The sequence below is a fragment of the Halocola ammonii genome (assembly GCF_049334165.1).
Classification (GTDB): Bacteria; Bacteroidota; Bacteroidia; order Flavobacteriales_D; family Sanyastnellaceae; genus JBEGHD01.
This window is the reverse complement of sequence record NZ_JBEGHD010000005.1, coordinates 113276-129996: the sequence shown is the minus strand read 5'-3', so window position 1 is coordinate 129996 and position 16721 is coordinate 113276. Positions and strand designations below refer to the sequence as shown.

Here is a 16721-nt window from a genome sequence, read left to right as displayed (position 1 = left end):
CAAATTAAGCTGCCAACTCTTTCTTTTTAATCGTCTCCGCAAAAGTAGAATTGTTGATTTTGCTCGTAAGCCAAATTCTAAAGTCGAAATACTTAAACACGATCATGTCCTCAGGACGTTGAATAAGTTCCGAAAGCTGTTTCTGGAAATCAGAGAACACAGCCTTCTTGTCGATCACATTGTTGGTACGAATCAACTTCTTCATATTGTCCAACACCACTTTTTCCAACTCGTAGTCACGCTGACGCTTGTGTAGGTAACGCTGAGTTGCTTTGGTAATGTACTCGAGAAGATCGTAGTTCTTGAGTTCATAGTGCAAGACCAAATTAAACAGACGAGCGTAAGAATAAATATCCTGACGAAGCGTGTTCTCCTTATCGTTGAGCACTTTGTTGATCCAAAACAGTGACTGGTTGTATTCCCCGGCTACAAAGTAAACATAGGCGATGTAGTGATAGAACTTTAGTTGTTGCTCCTTGTGCAGCTTGCCTTCGTACTCTTCGAGGCCGTTCATAATCGACTGAATCACTTTCAGACCCTGCTTGGTGTTGCCGGTGAAAAGACACACCTGAAGCTCAGCGATTGAAGTAGTTTTGAAAATATTCACAAGAATATCTGTGCTCTTGAATGAGGAGTTCTCATTGGGAATATTCCGCATGGTCTCGATCATCGAAGTCGCCTTCTCATAATCCTTTTTATCAATGAGGCAAGTGAGAATGTTGCTAAGCGTTCGTGTGTATCGTTTGCTGAGATCAGATTTCACCTTTGGATTGTCATCGAGGATTTCCTTTACCCTCATAAATTTCTTGTAGGCTTCTTCATACTCTGCATTGGCAAGATGACAAAAGCCCTGTGTGTAGTAACAAATTGTGGCAGCCCTTCGTGAGATGGCTGTATTTTTCCCTACAATCAGTGGGTGTTGAGCAATTTCGTCCACCAGATTTTTGTCCTCCTCATCTCGTACATATCCGCCACTGCGGAAAACATAATTGATTTTCGAGTAAAGGACGTGATAGGCCGCAAGGTTTCTAAGTTTCTCAATCACTTCTTGTTCTTCCTTGATTAGCGTATCCAAATCTTTTGTGAACTGTCCATCCTCATAAGCTTCTTCCAGGAGCATTTTTTCCCAACTGATCAATTCAAAGAGAAAATAAAACTTCTCATGTGCAATGGCTTGTTTTTTAGCTCTCATCAAAAACTTGTTGCACTCCTTAAAAAGTGCCTTTTTGTAAAGAATCTCGATATTTTTTATCTCCTGCTTGAGGATTGAGCTAATGCTGTCATCTGAATGGTAGGCTCTCAGGCTTTTCAGAATAAGCTTGTAGAGGTGATTCTTTTCTGAAGGCAGGTGTTTGATGAAGGTCTCTCCCTCAAAGTCCTTTTTAATAGCCTCTTCGTCATAAGAGTCTTGATTGTCTATTGCATCAAAAATCTTCAGATAGTTTTTCTCACCGCTCTGCAACGAAGAAGAAAGCTTGAAAAATCGCTTCTCTGATTTTGTTAGCGAGTGAATAAGATCGAATAACTCTGTTGATGGTTTCATAAACTGGATTTCAGACTGTAAAAACTCAAAATGATGTTGTTCTTGCTAACCTGAGTTTTCACCTGCTTCTAAAGTGAAAAGTTAGCTTTCCAATCGAATGTTTTACAAGGGCAAAAATAAATACCCTAATCGAACGATCATTTTTGACATAAATATTCAGCAGAACCCTTATCAAACAGGCAAATTTAAGAGGGATCTACTGAGCAATTTCCATAATGAAAAATCACTAACTTGTGCTTGATCGCAGTATTCTACCGGTCTTTTAGCATTTCAAATATTCGCAAAATAAGTTATGGAATCAATTTTTCGCTCTCTCTCAGTCTTATTACTTACAGTATTAACAAACAGCGCTTTCGCTCAGAGCTCGGCAAATTGCAGCCACCAACATGCCCACAAATCGATGGCGACTTCCCAGGCGGACATTCTCAGGAGCGATACGATAGACCTTAAGTCAATTCACCTTGATTTAGACTTTACCAACTTCAGCGAGCAAACGCTCAAAGCTTCAGCTCTCATCGAGTTCGAAGCCGTAATTGATGGGGTCAACTGGCTCAATCTTGATTTGCTCGGTTTCACTGTAGACTCAATATTACTCGATGGAGAGTTGGCCGATTTTAACTACGAGTCTCCCCTTTTGGGAATTGATCTCTCCGAGAATTTGTCGGCAGGTGAACAAAGCCAGGTAGAGGTCTTCTATCAGGGCCAACCGCAGCAAGACGCATCAGGTTGGGGCGGCTTTTACTGGAGCAGCAACTTCGCGTTCAATCTCGGTGTTGGATTCGCAGCTGATCCCCACAACTACGGCAGGGCCTGGTTCCCTTGCTTCGATAATTTTGTGGAACGATCTACTTTCACTTTTTCCGTACTGACTGATCAGGGAAAAACAGCCATTTGCAATGGTGAAAAAATCAGCTCTGAATCGGTCGGGCAGGATAGTTTGCTCACCACCTGGAGCATGGATGACGAAATTCCTTCTTACCTAGCTTCTATTGCCGTTGGCAACTACAGCGAAATCAATCAGCTGCTGACAGATTTTTATGGTGATGAAGTGCCCGCAATGCTCGCAGCGCCAGAATCGAATGCTGCGAACGTGACCAACTCTTTTGTGAACCTCGAGGCGAACCTTCAATCTTTTACAAATCGTTACGGGCCTTACATGTGGAATCGCATTGGATACGTTTTCGTACCGTTCACGGGTGGTGCCATGGAGCATGCAACAAACATTGCCTATCCATTGAGTTTTGCGGATGGAAGCCTCGCTTACGAAACGCTCATGGCTCACGAGTTTGCTCACAACTGGTGGGGAAATCTGGTGACTTGCAGAACTGCCGAAGACATGTGGATCAACGAAGGCATGGCTTCGTTCAGTGAAGCTGTCTTTTTGGAAGATGTTTACGGTGAGGCCGAATACACTGAATATATAAAGTCGAACCATCGAAATGTCTTGCTCTTTGCCCACACACAAGATGGTGGAGAGCACCGCGCCATTTCAGGGATACCTCACGAATACACTTACGGAAGTCATGTTTACAACAAAGGAGCCGATGTGGCAAACGCCCTGAGAGTCTACATGGGCGATGAAGACTTCTTCGAAGCCAGTTCAGACTTTATGGAAGAGTACGCCTACTCCGATGTTTCAAGTGAAAACATGCGCGATTTTTTCGATTCTTACACCGATGCTAATATCGTTGAGTTTTTTGATAGATGGATTTTTGCACCCGGCTATCCCGAATTTTCTATTGATTCTGCAGTGGTCAGCAGCGCTGGTGAAAGTTGGGAAATTGGGCTCCACATTTCTCAGAAACTTCACTTTGCTCCTGAGTTCTATCAGGGAGTGCCACTGGCAGTGACTGTGATGGACAACGAGAGAAACACTGAAACCGTTGAGATCATTACTGACGGTGAGTACACAACAACTACAATCAACACTTCAATTGAGCCAGCCCGTGTTTTCCTGAACTTCAATCATAAGATCAGTCTGGCCATTTTGGCTGAAGAAAAGCACATTGGAGATACGGGAATCGATACTTTCTCGGATGCAGAATTTCGCGCTGACGTTGACGAACTTGCTGCAGGAGACTCTCTGTGGATGCGCGTTGAAAATCATTTTGTTGCCCCGGAGCCCGAGCAGTCTCAAGTGGAGTTTCACATCAGCACCGATCGCTTTTGGAGAATTGATGGCTTCTTTCCTGAGTCGCTCGTAGCTAGTGGTAGGATTGAATTTTACGGCAACTCTGGAAACAACAAGTTCATCGACCCTTCTTTTTTCGAAACACTTTTCCAGAGCGGAAGAACAGAGGATAGCTTAATCGTTGTTCACCGCTCCAGCCCTGCAGAACCGTGGGAGGAAGTAGAAAGCTACTCCACTCAAACTGCCGGCTCCAGCACAGATGGATTTGGTTGGCTGGATTTTGAAAACCTAGAACGCGGTGATTATGCCTGGGCATTTCGAACAGGATTAACCAGCATTGCAGAAAACAGCCTCGAAAACAAGGTCGAAATTTTTCCAAATCCCACTTTCGACAAGTTGACTGTGCAATTTGAAAGTACGCTCTCTGTGGTAACATTTAGTGATCTTTCGGGCAAGATCATCGGAAATTTCAAGAATCTGGATTCAACAAGGACTGAACTACAAATTGGATCGCTCAATGCCGGTCTCTACATCGTACGTGGATTCGACAAGAAAGGCAATCTCCTTTTCGTGGAACAAGTGGTAAAGCAGTAGTTCGAATCAGAACTATCTTCCGAATCGGAAGTTTTTCCCTGGATAGTAAGCCATTTTACCAAGTTGCTCTTCGATTCGAAGAAGCTGGTTATACTTTGCAATCCTGTCTGAACGCGAAGCCGAGCCGGTCTTGATCTGGCCTGTGTTGAGCGCTACTGCCAGGTCTGCAATTGTAGTATCAGCAGTTTCTCCAGAGCGATGACTGATCACCGATGTATACTGATGAGCTTTGCCGAGGTTTACCGCGTCAATCGTTTCAGTGAGCGTTCCAATTTGGTTGAACTTGATCAAAATGGAATTTGCAATTCCTTCATTGATTCCTCTCTGAAGTCTGTTCACGTTTGTCACAAAAAGGTCGTCACCAACGAGCTGGCATTTGTCGCCTATTGCCTTCGTTAGCTCTTGCCAACCGGTCCAGTCGTCTTCATCGAGTCCGTCTTCAATTGAAGCAATCGGGTACTTTTCAACCCACTCCTTCCAGAAATTCACCATCTCTGAAGAAGTCAGCTTTTCGCCTGTTGAAGCGAAATGATATTTTTTTTCCTCCTTGTTGTAAAACTCAGAGCTCGCAGCGTCAAGTGCGATCAGAATGTCTTCACCTGGTTTGTAGCCCGCTTTTTCGATTGCTGTCAAAACAAATTCGATCGCCTCGTCATTCGACTTTAGAGCTGGCGCAAACCCTCCTTCGTCACCAACATTCGTTGAGTGGCCGTTGTCTTTCAGTACTTTTTTGAGGGTGTGAAAAACCTCAGTACCCATTCTCAAACCTTCAGAAAATGATTGAGCTCCAACCGGCATAATCATGAATTCCTGAATGTCAATTGCGTTGTCTGCATGCGATCCACCATTGAGAATATTCATCATCGGTACTGGAAGCGTATTGGCATTCACTCCTCCGAGGTAACGGTAAAGTGGAAGTCCAAGCGTATCAGCAGCGGCTTTGGACACAGCCAATGAAACACCGAGAATGGCATTTGCCCCGAGATTGGATTTATTGTCGCTTCCGTCAATCCCAACCATTGCACGATCGATCAGGTTTTGCTCAAAGATCGAAGCACCGTTGAGCTCTTCATCCAAAGTCGTGTTGATATTATCAACTGCACGCATCACGCCTTTGCCCATGTATCGTCCAGCGTCACCATCCCGAAGCTCCACTGCTTCGTGAACTCCTGTGCTCGCTCCCGATGGAACTGCAGCTCTACCCATTATTCCTTGCTCAGTGTAAACGTCAACCTCTACGGTGGGATTTCCACGGGAGTCTAAAATTTGACGTCCCTGGATCTTCGCGATATAACTCATTTCTTAGCTTACTTTTTCTTTGGTTTGAGAAGCGATCATTTCGATAAATTGATCGAAGAGGTAGCGCGAATCGTGAGGTCCTGCTGCAGCTTCAGGGTGGTACTGCACACTGAATGCATTTTTACCTTTCACCTTGATTCCGGCTACAGAATGGTCATTGAGGTGTTCGTGAGTGATCTCCACCTTGTCACTATCTTCTGCAGACGACTTGCTCACCACAAACCCGTGATTTTGCGAAGTGATCTCGCACTTACCAGTTTCGAGGTTTTTAATTGGGTGATTAATTCCTCTGTGCCCATTGAACATTTTTTCAGTTTTGAGACCCTGACTCAAAGACATTAGCTGATGTCCCAGGCAGATTCCAAAACAGGGGATTCCAGAATCGATCAACTCACCAACCACTTTGATCTCGTCTGCCATAGAAGCCGGATCACCAGGTCCATTTGAAAACATAATGCCATCGGGGTTCCAGGCCTTCACTTCTTCAGTAGTCGCCTTCATCGGGAAAACCTTGACGAATGCATCGCGTTCTGCTACCATCCTCAAGATGTTGGTCTTCGTCCCATAGTCAAATGCGGCCACGCGATACTTAGCAGCTGGATCGCCAAACTCGTAAGCCTCTTTACAGGTTACTTTAGAAGAAAGCTCCAGACCTTCCATAGAAGGTGTTTCTTTGAGCTGATCTTTTAGTTTGTCGATATCTGTAGTCTCTGAGGAGATGATGCAGTTCATGGCACCTTTCTGACGAATGTGGCGAACGAGTGCACGCGTATCCACATTGCAAATTGCAACGACACCATCCCTCAGGAAGTAATCGTTTAGTGAGCACTCTCCACTTGCACGGCTAAAAATGGCCGAGTAATTCTTGGTTACCAATCCGGCAATCTTGATGCTGTCCGATTCGATTTCATCGGTGTGCACACCGTAGTTTCCGATGTGGGCTGTAGCCATCACCAAAACCTGGCGGTAGTACGAAGGGTCTGTGAAGATCTCCTGATAGCCGGTCATACCGGTATTGAATGCGATTTCTCCGGTAGTTGTGCCAATGGCTCCGGCAGCATAGCCATTAAAAACAGTTCCATCCTGAAGAACTAAAACGGCTGGTGTGTGGTGGTGTTTTTCGTTCATGACGCAAAGATAATTCTTAAAATTTCCCGCAAGGAGCGGCAATGGACAATTTATTCACGTCCAATTCACATTGGGAGTTTGGACATAAAAAAAGGGACAACTCTAGCGAGTCATCCCTTTTATTTCGTGTTTGGAGAATCAATTTATTCACCTTTCTTATCGTCTTTTTTGTCATCCTTCTTCTCTTCTTTGGATGCATCTGCTTTCGGTTCAGACTTCTTAGAGTCGTCTTCCTTTTTATCTTCAGCTTTTGGTTCTGCAGCTTTCTCTTCTTTAGGAGCTGCAGCTTTTGCTTCTGGTTTAGATTCAGCTTTAGGAGCTTCTTTCTTTTCCTCAGCTGGCTTCTCAGCAGTCTTAGTTTCTGCTTTGGCCTCTTTGCTTTCAGCTTTCGGAGTTTCCTCAGATTTTTCTGAAGTCGCTTTATCCTCAGCAGAACCTGACGTTGATTTCTTCTTCGCTCCACCTCTTCGGCTTCTTCTCGTCTTTTTCTTCTCTTCCTGAGTGTAGATGTCGTTGAAGTCTACCAACTCGATCATGCACATTTCAGCAGCATCTCCAAGTCTGAACCCAGTGCGAATGATTCTGGTAAATCCACCCGGACGATCAGCAACCTTAGGAGCCACTTCGCGGAACAGTTCAGTTACAGCATCTTTGCTTTTGAGATAAGTGAATACCGTTCTTCTAGAGTGAGTGGTATCGAGCTTTGACTTGGTGATCAACGGCTCAACATACTTTCTCAACGCCTTGGCTTTGGCAACCGTAGTGTTGATTCTCTTGTGCTGGATCAGCGAACAAGCCATGTTCGACAACATTGCTTTTCGGTGCGCTGGTTTTCTACTCAGGTGATTAAATTTCTTCCCGTGTCTCATTGCTCTATAGGTGTTCTAAAATAAGAGAGTTCTCCTATTCCTTTAAAATTACTCTTTATCAAGTTTGTATTTGGACACATTCATTCCGAATGACAATCCTTTATTTTCAACCAAATCCTCTAGCTCAGTGAGTGACTTCTTACCGAAGTTTCTGAACTTGAGCAGGTCGTTTTTATTGTAAGAAACCAAATCTCCAAGCGATTCGATGTCCGCTGCTTTGAGGCAGTTGAGTGCTCTCACAGAAAGATCCATGTCAACGAGTTTCGTTTTGAGAAGCTGTCTCATGTGGAGAGAAGACTCATCAAACTCTTCCGTTTCTGCCTTCTCCTCATTGTCGAGAGTAATCCTCTCATCAGAGAAAAGCATGAAGTGGTGGATAAGAATTTTCGCAGCCTCTTGAAGTGCATCTTTCGGAGAAATTGAACCGTCACCTGAAATTTCGATGAGGAGCTTTTCGTAATCCGTTTTCTGCTCTACCCTGAAGTTTTCAATGTTGTAGCGAACGTTTCTGATCGGAGTAAAAATCGAATCAATAAAGATTGTTCCTACCGGAGCGTTGCTAGTTTTGTTTTCTTCAGCAGGCACGTATCCACGACCTTTTCCAATATTCAACTCGATGTTGAGCTTCACAGAAGAATCCATGTTGCAAATCACGTGGTCTGGGTTGAGCACCTGAAAAGCAGAAGTGAATTTACCGATATCTCCAGCGGTCCAGGTATCCTGTCCACCGATAGTTACGGCTACTTTCTCACTATCTGTACCTTCGATCTGCTGCTTAAAACGCACTTGTTTTAGGTTCAACACGATCTCGGTAACATCTTCAATCACACCTTTAATGGTGCTGAATTCGTGATCAACGCCTTCGATTTTCACTGAAGTGATGGCAAATCCTTCCAAAGAGGAAAGGAGGATCCTTCTCAGTGCATTACCAACGGTAATCCCGAAACCGGGCTCGAGTGGACGGAATTCGAACTGACCGTGAAAGTCGTCCGAATCAATCATTATTACTTTATCAGGCTTTTGAAAATCTAAAATTGCCATATCAGTGTGGGTAAATATTATTTAGAGTACAACTCGACAATCAACTGTTCTTTGATGTTTTCTGGGATTTGTTCTCTTTCAGGAGAAGCCAAAATCACACCTTTCATCTCTTGTTTGTCAAAGTCGAGCCAATCGTGTTTATTGCTGCTTTGAGAGAGTGAGCTTGTCACTACTTCCAAAGACTTTGAGCGCTCTCTGATTGCCACTTCGTCTCCAACTCTTACGTGGAAAGAAGGGATGTTAGTGAGCTTACCGTTCACTAGTACGTGACGGTGGTTCACCAACTGGCGAGCTGCTCTTCTGGTAGGAGCTAAGCCAAGGCGAAAGACTACGTTATCGAGTCGCATTTCGCACATCTGCAAAAGCACTTCACCGGTAATACCAGTTTTTGAGTTCGCTTTCTTGAACATATTCTCAAATTGGCGCTCCAAAATACCGTAAGTGTATTTTGCTTTTTGCTTTTCAGCCAATTGCATTGAATATTCAGATTGCTTTGACCTTCTGCGATCGTTACCGTGTTGCCCAGGAGGATAGTTCTTTTTCTCCAAAACTTTATCCGGGCCGAAAATAGGTTCTTTAAACCTTCTCGCAATCTTAGACTTTGGTCCTGTATATCTTGCCATTTTAAACTGTTGTTTCTTCTTTAAAAAATGTGATTATACCCTACGTTTCTTTGGAGGGCGGCAACCGTTGTGCGGCATTGGCGTTACATCGATGATCTCAGTTACTTCCACACCGTTGTTGTGCAAAGTTCGAATAGCAGATTCACGTCCTGATCCTGGTCCTTTAACGTATACTTTAATCTTTCTAAGTCCAAGATCATAGGCTTCTCTTGCACATTCTTCTGCAGCTACCTGAGCTGCGTAAGGTGTGTTTTTCTTCGATCCTCTAAATCCCTGCTTACCTGCAGATGACCATGAAATTACCTGGCCTTGTGCATTGCACACAGAGATGATGATATTGTTGAAAGACGCCTGGATGTGAGCTTCGCCCACTGCTTCCACTTTGACGTTTTTCTTCTTTTGTTTCTTAATATTCTTCGCCATATCGCAATATGATTATACTACCGATTACTTGGTAACCTTTTTCTTGTTAGCAACTGTTTTTCTACGTCCTTTTCTGGTACGGCTGTTGTTTTTGGTACGCTGTCCGCGAAGTGGCAATCCACTTCTGTGACGAATGCCACGGTAGCTACCAATGTCCATCAAACGCTTAATATCAGACTGCATTTCCGAACGCAACGCACCTTCAACCTTGATTGCAGAGATAGTCTCTCTGATCTTGGTCAACTCGTCATCGTTCCATTCTTCTACTTTTTTGTTCTCGTCAACACCTGCAGACTCGAGGATCTCTTGAGCTCTGCTGCGTCCGATTCCGTAGATGTAAGTTAATCCGATTACTCCGCGTTTGTTTCTCGGTAAATCGATTCCTGCTATTCTCGCCATAACTTATTTTTTAAGCACTGCGCAATCACTGCGCAAGTGACATCTTTTTATCCTTGACGTTGTTTAAATTTTGGGTTCTTCTTGTTAATCACGTACAAGCGACCCTTTCTTCTCACGATCTTGCAATCTGCAGAACGCTTTTTAATTGATGCTCTAACTTTCATGGTTACTTATTTATATCGGTAAGTAATTCTTCCTTTTGTCAAATCGTATGGAGACATTTCCACTTTCACTTTATCCCCTGGCAAAATCTTGATGTAGTGCATTCTCATCTTACCAGAAATGTGGGCTACAATGGTGTGTCCATTCTCGAGTTCCACTTTGAACATTGCGTTCGAAAGTGCCTCTAAAATAGTTCCGTCTTGTTCTATTGACGCTTGTTTCGCCATACTTAATTTATACTCTCGTTTTTAAAACTTCTTCAACAAATTCATACGTTGATAAAACTTCCGCCTTCTCTTTTCCAACGGCTATGTTGTGTTCGTAATGAGCCGATGGTTTGCCGTCTGCAGTTTTGATGGTCCATCCATCCAATGACTGCTTCACTCTTCTTTTCCCCATATTGATCATCGGCTCAACAGCAATCACCAAACCTTCTTTTAGCTTCATGCCATTTCCCTGCCTACCGTAATTGGGTACTTCTGGGGCTTCGTGCAATTCTCGTCCCAATCCGTGTCCAACCAACTCTCTAACGACTCCATAGCCATGCTCTTCTGCATAAGACTGAATAGTGTAGCCTATATCTCCAAGCCTGTTGCCTTCGATAGCTACTTCAACTCCTTTCAAAAGCGATTCCTTAGTTACTTCAAGTAACTTCCTCACTTCTTCAGAGATTTCACCTACTGGGAATGTATATGCAACATCACCGTAGAAACCATTCAACAACACTCCGCAATCAACGGAAACGATATCACCACTTTCAAGTGGTTTATCACTAGGTATTCCGTGGACAACTTCATCATTCACTGAGGTACACAAAGAATTTGGAAAACCACCATAACCTTTAAATCCAGGCTCTGCATTGTGATCTCTAATAAACTCTTCGGCAACCTTATCAAGTTCCAGAGTTGTAACTCCGGGCCTGATTAATTTGGCTACCTCAGCCAGCGTTTTACCAACAAGTAAAGAACTTTCTCTTATTTGCTCTATCTCTTCTCGCGTCTTGTAATAAACTTTCGCCATTCCGCGCTATCCCTTCTTCTTATCCAGCTATTCCACTAACGGAGGAAGACGTTCTTCCTCTCATTTTTCCGGATTTCATCAATCCATCGTAGTGTCTTGAAAGCAAGTAACTATCGATTTGCTGCAACGTGTCCAGTACCACACCTACCATGATCAGTAGTGAAGTACCTCCAAAGAATATTGCAAAGGACTGAGTCGATGTCAATCCAAGCGACATTACAATGGCCGGCAAAATTGCTAAAAATGCCAGAAATATCGACCCCGGAAGCGTAATTCTTGATAAAATATTATCCAAAAACTCTGCAGTCGGCCTTCCAGGCTTCACTCCGGGCACAAAGTTTCCGTTTCTTTTCAAGTCATCTGCAATCTGATTTGGGTTCACTGTGATTGCAGTATAGAAATATGTAAAGACAATGATCATCAATGCAAAGATGATATTGTACCAAAGTCCATTAAAATCAGAAAGAGATGCCATCACCGCGCTATCGCGGAATGTATCAGTATTCTGCAAGTAAAGAGGCACAAACATAATTGCCTGGGCAAAGATGATTGGCATCACACCTGCACTGTTCACTCGCAACGGAATGTATGATCTGGCAGACTCTCCTGCCGGCATATTGCCTGGTCCCATATTCATTCTCGCTGAGTTCACTGGCACTCTTCTCACACCCATTACCAAAAGAACTGAAGCTCCAATTACTACAAGCAATGCAGCAATTTCGATGATGTAGAAGTAGAACGAAGTTCTTGTAGCTTCCTGGATCAGTGCTTGCGGCAATGTCGCAATGATACCGATCATGATCAGAAGCGAAATTCCGTTTCCAACTCCTTTATCTGTAATTTTCTCACCCAACCACATGATGAAAAGTGTACTGCAAGTGAGAATTGTCACTGCAGAGAACCACCAAAAGCCATCTGGATTTGGCACCGCTCCATCAACACCTACAACTGTAGAAGCGAGGTAACCTGGCGCTTGCACCAAAGTGATCGCAATCGTCAGGAAACGCGTGTATTGGTTAATTTTCTTTCTTCCACTTTCTCCTTCTTTTTGCATCTTTTGAATGGCCGGCACGGCAATTCCCATCAACTGCATGATGATGGAAGCCGAGATGTAGGGCATAATTCCGAGTGCAAAAATTGAGGCTCTGGTAAAAGCTCCACCCGTAAACAGTGATAGCAAATCCATGAGTCCACCGCCACCAGCTTGCGAGTTGCTAGCAAGAGCAGCGGAGTTCACGCCTGGAAGCACGATGAACGAACCAACTCGATAAATCAGGATCAGCCCGAGGGTGATCAAGATTTTCTTTCTCAGTTCCTCGTGTGCCCAGATATCTTTCAGTTTTTGGATAAAGTCTTTCATAATGCAGAGTAAAGTGGGATTAGTTAAAGTGTTTTTGTCTCACCGCCCAAATCTTCAATTGCTTTTTTGGCTGAGCCAGAAAAAGCATGGCAGGTTACATTGACTTTGGTTTTCAGTTCACCACGTCCAAGAATTTTTACCAAATCCTTCTTGCGAGCAATTCCATTCTCAACCAAAATCTCAGGAGTAATGTCGGTGATCTTTTTGCGATCAGCCAATTCCTGAATAGTGTCGAGGTTTACCCCTTTATACTCTACTCGGTTACGGTTTTTAAAACCAAATTTTGGCACTCTACGCTGCAAAGGCATTTGACCACCTTCAAATCCGATTTTGGATTTGTAACCTGATCTTGACTTCGCTCCTTTGTGTCCACGAGTTGAAGTTCCGCCTTTTCCGGATCCTTCACCGCGACCAATTCGCTTGCCTTTTTTTACAGCACCATCTGCGGGCTTCAAGCTGCTTAAGTTCATGTCTTTTTAGTTATCTGATTGATGACTTTTCTTACTTCTTTTCCACCTTTACCAGGTGGTTCACCTTATTGATCATCCCCTGGATCTGCGGTGTCAATTCTTTCTCAACAGGTACGTTCAATTTTCTCAAACCAAGTGCCTGGATCGTCTTTTTTTGACGCAAAGGTTGGTTGATTACGCTACGTACTTGAGTAACTAATACTTTAGCCATGGCTGTGTTTTTATCCGTTAAATACTTTTGACACACTAATTCCACGCAAGTCTGCAATCTCTCTGGCATCTCTAAGATCATTGAGCGCTTGCATAGTTGCTTTCACAACGTTGTGCGGGTTTGAAGAACCGAGTGACTTTGCAAGTACATCGGTAATCCCAACACTTTCGAGCACAGCACGCATTGCACCTCCGGCAATTACTCCAGTACCATGAGAGGCTGGACGTAGCAAAACTCTGGCTCCTGCATACTTTCCTCTTTGAGTGTGAGGAATAGTTCCGTGAAGGATTGGCACCTCAACCAGGTTTTTCTTGGCATCGTCAATTCCTTTGGCAATGGCTTCTGCCACTTCTTTTGCTTTTCCGAGGCCGTGTCCTACTACCCCGTTTTCGTTTCCAACTACAACAATTGCCGAGAAGGTGAAGGTACGTCCACCTTTTGTCACTTTCGTCACACGGTTTACGGCTACCAAACGGTCCTTCAGTTCAACGTCTGTAGATTTGATCATTTTATTTTCTTTCGCCATCGTAATTGCTTATTAAAATTTGAGACCACCTTCGCGGGCAGCTTCTGCCAAAGATTTAACTCTTCCGTGGTACAAATATCCGTTGCGGTCAAAGACTACTGTTTCTACCCCAGCTGCTTTTGCTTTTTCGGCAATTGCTTTACCTACTGCAGTAGACTGGCCTGCTTTGTTTCCACGGTCCTTTTCATCAAAGGCCAGCGAAGAAGCTGAAGCCAGTGTAACACCTTTTGAGTCGTCAATTACCTGAGCATAAATCTGCTTATTGCTTCGGTAAACCGACAGTCTCGGACGTTCGGAAGTTCCAAGAACTTTCTTGCGAACTCTCCTTTTGATTTTGCTGCGTCTTTCAACTTTTTGTGCTGTCATCTCTCAACTATTATTTTGCTGCAGATTTACCTGCTTTTCTTCTAATGTATTCACCCGCATAACGTACACCTTTACCTTTGTATGGCTCAGGTTTGCGCAAAGATCGGATTTTTGCGGCAACCTGCCCAATCACTTGTTTGTCGTGTGACTCAAGCGTGATAGTAGGGTTTTTACCTTTCTCAGTTTGGGCGTCAACTTTGATTTCTTTTGGCATCTCAAACACAATCGGGTGTGAGTAACCAAGTGCAAGCTCCAGGAGTTGTCCCTGAACCTTGGCGCGGTATCCTACCCCAACAAGCTCCAATTGCTTTTTGTAACCTTCAGAAACGCCTTCTACCATGTTAGCGATCAAAGCACGATAGAGTCCGTGTTTTGCTTTCAATTCCTGAGATTCGTTGGCGCGCTCGAGAGTCAGCTCGTTATCTTCTACTTTCACAGTGATGTCTGGGCTAATCTCTTGCTGAGATTCTCCTTTAGGACCCTTCACAGTAACGATGTTGTCTTTTACTGAAACTTCAATCTTGTCGCCAAGTGTTATCAGTGCTTTACCTACTCTAGACATTTTACTTGCTTTTTCAATGATTTAGTAAACGTAGCAGAGAACTTCACCACCTACCTTCAACTCCTTTGCTTCTTTATCAGTCATCACACCGCTAGATGTAGAGATGATGGAAACACCGAGGCCATTAAGCACTCGTGGAAGGCTGTCTGATCCTCTGTATTTTCTCAGACCCGGAGTACTCACTCTTTGAAGGCGAGTAATTGCCGGCTTCTTGGTTTTAGGATGATACTTAAGGGCAATTTTGATAATTCCCTGTTTGTTGTCATCCTCAAACTTATAGTTAAGGATATATCCTTTGTCAAAGAGAATCTTTGTGATGTCTCTTTTGAGGTTTGATCCAGGAATATCCACTACCCTATGGCCTGCCATTTGGGCGTTTCTGATTCTGGTCAAATAATCTGCTATCGGATCGCTAAACATGATGTATATAAATTATTCTCTTTCTATTCTACTTGTTTACCAGCTGGCTTTTTTGACGCCAGGAATCAATCCGTTCAGCGCCATCTCTCTGAAAGTAACTCGAGAAACTCCAAACTGACGCATGTAACCGCGAGGACGACCTGTCAGTTGACAGCGGTTGTGAAGGCGCACTTTAGATGAATTCTTTGGGAGCTTTTGTAGTGCTTCCCAGTCTCCTTCTTCTTTCAGTTGCTTGCGCTTTTCGGCATATTTTTCAACCATGCGCTGTCTTTTGCGCTCTCTGGCTTTCATTGATTCTTTTGCCATGTCTTCTTTTATTTTTTGGTGAATGGAAATCCGAAACTTGTCAGCAATGCCTTGGCTTCTTCGTTGGTCGGAGCCGAGGTAACAATGGTGATGTCCATTCCCGTTATATTTTTCACTTTATCCAAATCGATTTCAGGGAAGATGATTTGCTCTTTCACACCGAATGTGAAGTTCCCTCTTCCGTCAAATCCAGATGCTTTCACACCGCGAAAATCTCGAGTACGAGGAAGTGCAACAGCGATCAAACGATCGAGGAATTCGTACATCTTCTCACCGCGAAGTGTTACTCTTGCTCCAATTGGCATCCCTTTTCTCAACTTGAAGTTAGAGATATCCTTCTTAGAGTAAGTTGGCACAGCTTTCTGACCGGAGATGATTGTCAGTTCTTCAACTGCTGTATCAATCATTTTCTTGTCGGCCACAGCTTTTCCAAGTCCCTGATTGATGCAAATCTTCTCGATTTTTGGCACCTGCATAGGGCTCTTGTACTCAAATTCTTTTTCGAGGCCTGCTCTAATTTCCTCTTCGTACTGTTTGCGGAGTCTTGGTTGATAGCTCATTACTTAATTTCCTCCCCTGATTTTTTTGAGTAACGCGTCAGCTTTCCGTTCTCACCTGGTTTTCTTCCCACGCGAGTTGCGTTACCCTGGTTATCAATTACCATTAAGTTAGACACGTGTAGTCCTGCTTCCGTTTTGGTGATACCACCTTGCGGATTAGTAGCACTGGGCTTTACGTGCTTGGAAATCATGTTCACGCCTTCCACAATGGCACGGTCCTTCTTAGTGAGGACTTCCACCACTTTGCCTTCCTGGCCTTTGTGGTTACCGGCAATGACTCTTACCTGATCTCCTTTTCTGATATGAAATTTCTTTCGCATCGCTAATTTCTATTTACAGCACCTCAGGTGCCAATGAAACGATTCTCATAAACGCTTTCTCTCTGAGCTCTCTGGCTACAGGTCCGAAAATACGTGTACCACGCATTTCTCCAGCGGCATTCAACAGTACTGCAGCGTTGTCATCAAAGCGGATATAACTTCCGTCTGCTCTGCGCACTTCTTTTTTTGTTCTAACCACAACTGCAGTTGAAACTGTTCCTTTCTTCACGTTTCCGCTTGGCATAGCATCCTTAACGGACACTACAATTTTGTCACCTATAGAGGCGTAGCGTCTTTTGGTTCCGCCCAGCACGCGGATGCAAAGCACTTCTTTTGCCCCGCTGTTGTCTGCTACTTTTAATCTGCTTTCTTGTTGTACCATGGCATT

The 16721-nt window shown here is 43.9% G+C and carries 22 protein-coding genes and 1 pseudogene; 1 reads left to right on the top strand and 22 read right to left on the bottom strand.

Annotated features, from left to right (window positions below; translation table 11 throughout):
• Positions 1 to 4: 4 nt before the first annotated feature.
• The gene (locus tag ABHV44_RS06890) at positions 5 to 1543 is read right to left on the bottom strand and encodes a hypothetical protein (protein WP_459073933.1); all 1539 of its coding nucleotides are present in this window, start codon (positions 1541 to 1543) and stop codon (positions 5 to 7) included.
• 400 nt (positions 1544 to 1943) lie between these two features.
• Here ABHV44_RS06890 and ABHV44_RS06885 point away from each other — a divergent pair, with 400 nt between their 5' ends.
• The gene (locus tag ABHV44_RS06885) at positions 1944 to 4268 is read left to right on the top strand and encodes a M1 family aminopeptidase (RefSeq protein WP_459073932.1); all 2325 of its coding nucleotides are present in this window, start codon (positions 1944 to 1946) and stop codon (positions 4266 to 4268) included.
• A 12-nt stretch (positions 4269 to 4280) separates the two neighbouring features.
• Here the strand turns inward: ABHV44_RS06885 and eno are convergent, their stop codons facing one another.
• The 21 genes and pseudogenes from eno to rplN form a co-directional block, all read right to left on the bottom strand.
• Positions 4281 to 5567 carry a phosphopyruvate hydratase gene (gene eno / locus ABHV44_RS06880; RefSeq protein WP_459073931.1) on the bottom strand — a complete coding sequence of 429 codons (1287 nt, stop codon included), beginning with the start codon at positions 5565 to 5567 and terminating at the stop codon, positions 4281 to 4283.
• 3 nt (positions 5568 to 5570) lie between these two features.
• On the bottom strand, positions 5571 to 6695 hold the full coding sequence (gene carA / locus ABHV44_RS06875) for a glutamine-hydrolyzing carbamoyl-phosphate synthase small subunit (protein WP_459073930.1): 1125 nt from the start codon (positions 6693 to 6695) through the stop codon (positions 5571 to 5573).
• A 344-nt stretch (positions 6696 to 7039) separates the two neighbouring features.
• Positions 7040 to 7564 (bottom strand): annotated as a pseudogene (gene rplQ, locus ABHV44_RS06870) (50S ribosomal protein L17); the annotation flags it as partial.
• Between the two features lie 48 nt (positions 7565 to 7612).
• Positions 7613 to 8605, bottom strand: coding sequence for a DNA-directed RNA polymerase subunit alpha (locus ABHV44_RS06865; protein ID WP_459073929.1), 993 nt, complete (start codon positions 8603 to 8605; stop codon positions 7613 to 7615).
• A 17-nt stretch (positions 8606 to 8622) separates the two neighbouring features.
• On the bottom strand, positions 8623 to 9228 hold the full coding sequence (rpsD, locus tag ABHV44_RS06860; RefSeq protein ID WP_459073928.1) for a 30S ribosomal protein S4: 606 nt from the start codon (positions 9226 to 9228) through the stop codon (positions 8623 to 8625).
• Positions 9229 to 9261: 33 nt separating this feature from the next.
• Complete coding sequence (gene rpsK, locus ABHV44_RS06855) at positions 9262 to 9651, bottom strand: 30S ribosomal protein S11 (protein WP_459073927.1); 390 nt, start codon at positions 9649 to 9651, stop codon at positions 9262 to 9264.
• 24 nt (positions 9652 to 9675) lie between these two features.
• A complete protein-coding gene (gene rpsM, locus ABHV44_RS06850; protein WP_459073926.1) occupies positions 9676 to 10050 on the bottom strand; it encodes a 30S ribosomal protein S13 in 375 nt (124 codons plus the stop codon).
• A gap of 47 nt (positions 10051 to 10097) precedes the next feature.
• Positions 10098 to 10214 (bottom strand): type B 50S ribosomal protein L36, encoded by a 117-nt coding sequence (gene ykgO / locus ABHV44_RS06845; RefSeq protein ID WP_015361145.1) that lies wholly within the window; start codon positions 10212 to 10214, stop codon positions 10098 to 10100.
• 6 nt (positions 10215 to 10220) lie between these two features.
• The gene (gene infA / locus ABHV44_RS06840; protein WP_459073925.1) at positions 10221 to 10439 is read right to left on the bottom strand and encodes a translation initiation factor IF-1; all 219 of its coding nucleotides are present in this window, start codon (positions 10437 to 10439) and stop codon (positions 10221 to 10223) included.
• A gap of 7 nt (positions 10440 to 10446) precedes the next feature.
• Positions 10447 to 11232 carry a type I methionyl aminopeptidase gene (gene map, locus ABHV44_RS06835; protein ID WP_459073924.1) on the bottom strand — a complete coding sequence of 262 codons (786 nt, stop codon included), beginning with the start codon at positions 11230 to 11232 and terminating at the stop codon, positions 10447 to 10449.
• A gap of 19 nt (positions 11233 to 11251) precedes the next feature.
• Positions 11252 to 12592, bottom strand: a complete 1341-nt coding sequence (gene secY / locus ABHV44_RS06830; RefSeq protein ID WP_459073923.1) for a preprotein translocase subunit SecY — start codon at positions 12590 to 12592, stop codon at positions 11252 to 11254.
• 23 nt (positions 12593 to 12615) lie between these two features.
• Positions 12616 to 13062, bottom strand: coding sequence for a 50S ribosomal protein L15 (gene rplO, locus ABHV44_RS06825; protein WP_459073922.1), 447 nt, complete (start codon positions 13060 to 13062; stop codon positions 12616 to 12618).
• A gap of 31 nt (positions 13063 to 13093) precedes the next feature.
• Entirely contained in the window at positions 13094 to 13273 is a 180-nt protein-coding gene (gene rpmD / locus ABHV44_RS06820) for a 50S ribosomal protein L30 (RefSeq protein WP_459073921.1), read from the bottom strand.
• 10 nt (positions 13274 to 13283) lie between these two features.
• Positions 13284 to 13799, bottom strand: coding sequence for a 30S ribosomal protein S5 (rpsE, locus tag ABHV44_RS06815; protein WP_459073920.1), 516 nt, complete (start codon positions 13797 to 13799; stop codon positions 13284 to 13286).
• A gap of 12 nt (positions 13800 to 13811) precedes the next feature.
• Entirely contained in the window at positions 13812 to 14165 is a 354-nt protein-coding gene (gene rplR, locus ABHV44_RS06810; protein WP_459073919.1) for a 50S ribosomal protein L18, read from the bottom strand.
• Between the two features lie 10 nt (positions 14166 to 14175).
• Positions 14176 to 14727 (bottom strand): 50S ribosomal protein L6, encoded by a 552-nt coding sequence (gene rplF, locus ABHV44_RS06805; protein WP_459073918.1) that lies wholly within the window; start codon positions 14725 to 14727, stop codon positions 14176 to 14178.
• Positions 14728 to 14748: 21 nt separating this feature from the next.
• Positions 14749 to 15147, bottom strand: coding sequence for a 30S ribosomal protein S8 (gene rpsH / locus ABHV44_RS06800; RefSeq protein WP_459073917.1), 399 nt, complete (start codon positions 15145 to 15147; stop codon positions 14749 to 14751).
• A 36-nt stretch (positions 15148 to 15183) separates the two neighbouring features.
• On the bottom strand, positions 15184 to 15453 hold the full coding sequence (gene rpsN, locus ABHV44_RS06795; RefSeq protein ID WP_459073916.1) for a 30S ribosomal protein S14: 270 nt from the start codon (positions 15451 to 15453) through the stop codon (positions 15184 to 15186).
• 8 nt (positions 15454 to 15461) lie between these two features.
• Positions 15462 to 16013 carry a 50S ribosomal protein L5 gene (gene rplE, locus ABHV44_RS06790; protein WP_459073915.1) on the bottom strand — a complete coding sequence of 184 codons (552 nt, stop codon included), beginning with the start codon at positions 16011 to 16013 and terminating at the stop codon, positions 15462 to 15464.
• Entirely contained in the window at positions 16013 to 16333 is a 321-nt protein-coding gene (rplX, locus tag ABHV44_RS06785; RefSeq protein ID WP_459073914.1) for a 50S ribosomal protein L24, read from the bottom strand. Before rplX ends, rplE begins: the two co-directional genes overlap by 1 nt.
• 13 nt (positions 16334 to 16346) lie before the next feature.
• Complete coding sequence (rplN, locus tag ABHV44_RS06780) at positions 16347 to 16715, bottom strand: 50S ribosomal protein L14 (RefSeq protein ID WP_459073913.1); 369 nt, start codon at positions 16713 to 16715, stop codon at positions 16347 to 16349.
• Positions 16716 to 16721 lie beyond the last annotated feature (6 nt).

What these genes read in the sequence shown, in the direction of transcription:
- rplO (WP_459073922.1), bottom strand. Translation starts at nt 13,062, where the DNA reads ATGAACTTAAGCAGCTTGAAGCCCGCAGATGGTGCTGTAAAAAAAGGC.
- secY (WP_459073923.1), bottom strand. Translation starts at nt 12,592, where the DNA reads ATGAAAGACTTTATCCAAAAACTGAAAGATATCTGGGCACACGAGGAA.
- rpsE (WP_459073920.1), bottom strand. Translation starts at nt 13,799, where the DNA reads ATGGCGAAAGAAAATAAAATGATCAAATCTACAGACGTTGAACTGAAG.
- ABHV44_RS06885 (WP_459073932.1), top strand. Translation starts at nt 1,944, where the DNA reads ATGGCGACTTCCCAGGCGGACATTCTCAGGAGCGATACGATAGACCTT.
- infA (WP_459073925.1), bottom strand. Translation starts at nt 10,439, where the DNA reads ATGGCGAAACAAGCGTCAATAGAACAAGACGGAACTATTTTAGAGGCA.
- rpsD (WP_459073928.1), bottom strand. Translation starts at nt 9,228, where the DNA reads ATGGCAAGATATACAGGACCAAAGTCTAAGATTGCGAGAAGGTTTAAA.
- ABHV44_RS06865 (WP_459073929.1), bottom strand. Translation starts at nt 8,605, where the DNA reads ATGGCAATTTTAGATTTTCAAAAGCCTGATAAAGTAATAATGATTGAT.
- ykgO (WP_015361145.1), bottom strand. Translation starts at nt 10,214, where the DNA reads ATGAAAGTTAGAGCATCAATTAAAAAGCGTTCTGCAGATTGCAAGATC.
- rplN (WP_459073913.1), bottom strand. Translation starts at nt 16,715, where the DNA reads ATGGTACAACAAGAAAGCAGATTAAAAGTAGCAGACAACAGCGGGGCA.
- rplX (WP_459073914.1), bottom strand. Translation starts at nt 16,333, where the DNA reads ATGCGAAAGAAATTTCATATCAGAAAAGGAGATCAGGTAAGAGTCATT.
- rpsM (WP_459073926.1), bottom strand. Translation starts at nt 10,050, where the DNA reads ATGGCGAGAATAGCAGGAATCGATTTACCGAGAAACAAACGCGGAGTA.
- rpmD (WP_459073921.1), bottom strand. Translation starts at nt 13,273, where the DNA reads ATGGCTAAAGTATTAGTTACTCAAGTACGTAGCGTAATCAACCAACCT.
- rplE (WP_459073915.1), bottom strand. Translation starts at nt 16,013, where the DNA reads ATGAGCTATCAACCAAGACTCCGCAAACAGTACGAAGAGGAAATTAGA.
- map (WP_459073924.1), bottom strand. Translation starts at nt 11,232, where the DNA reads ATGGCGAAAGTTTATTACAAGACGCGAGAAGAGATAGAGCAAATAAGA.
- rpsN (WP_459073916.1), bottom strand. Translation starts at nt 15,453, where the DNA reads ATGGCAAAAGAATCAATGAAAGCCAGAGAGCGCAAAAGACAGCGCATG.
- rpsH (WP_459073917.1), bottom strand. Translation starts at nt 15,147, where the DNA reads ATGTTTAGCGATCCGATAGCAGATTATTTGACCAGAATCAGAAACGCC.
- carA (WP_459073930.1), bottom strand. Translation starts at nt 6,695, where the DNA reads ATGAACGAAAAACACCACCACACACCAGCCGTTTTAGTTCTTCAGGAT.
- rplF (WP_459073918.1), bottom strand. Translation starts at nt 14,727, where the DNA reads ATGTCTAGAGTAGGTAAAGCACTGATAACACTTGGCGACAAGATTGAA.
- eno (WP_459073931.1), bottom strand. Translation starts at nt 5,567, where the DNA reads ATGAGTTATATCGCGAAGATCCAGGGACGTCAAATTTTAGACTCCCGT.
- rplR (WP_459073919.1), bottom strand. Translation starts at nt 14,165, where the DNA reads ATGACAGCACAAAAAGTTGAAAGACGCAGCAAAATCAAAAGGAGAGTT.
- ABHV44_RS06890 (WP_459073933.1), bottom strand. Translation starts at nt 1,543, where the DNA reads ATGAAACCATCAACAGAGTTATTCGATCTTATTCACTCGCTAACAAAA.
- rpsK (WP_459073927.1), bottom strand. Translation starts at nt 9,651, where the DNA reads ATGGCGAAGAATATTAAGAAACAAAAGAAGAAAAACGTCAAAGTGGAA.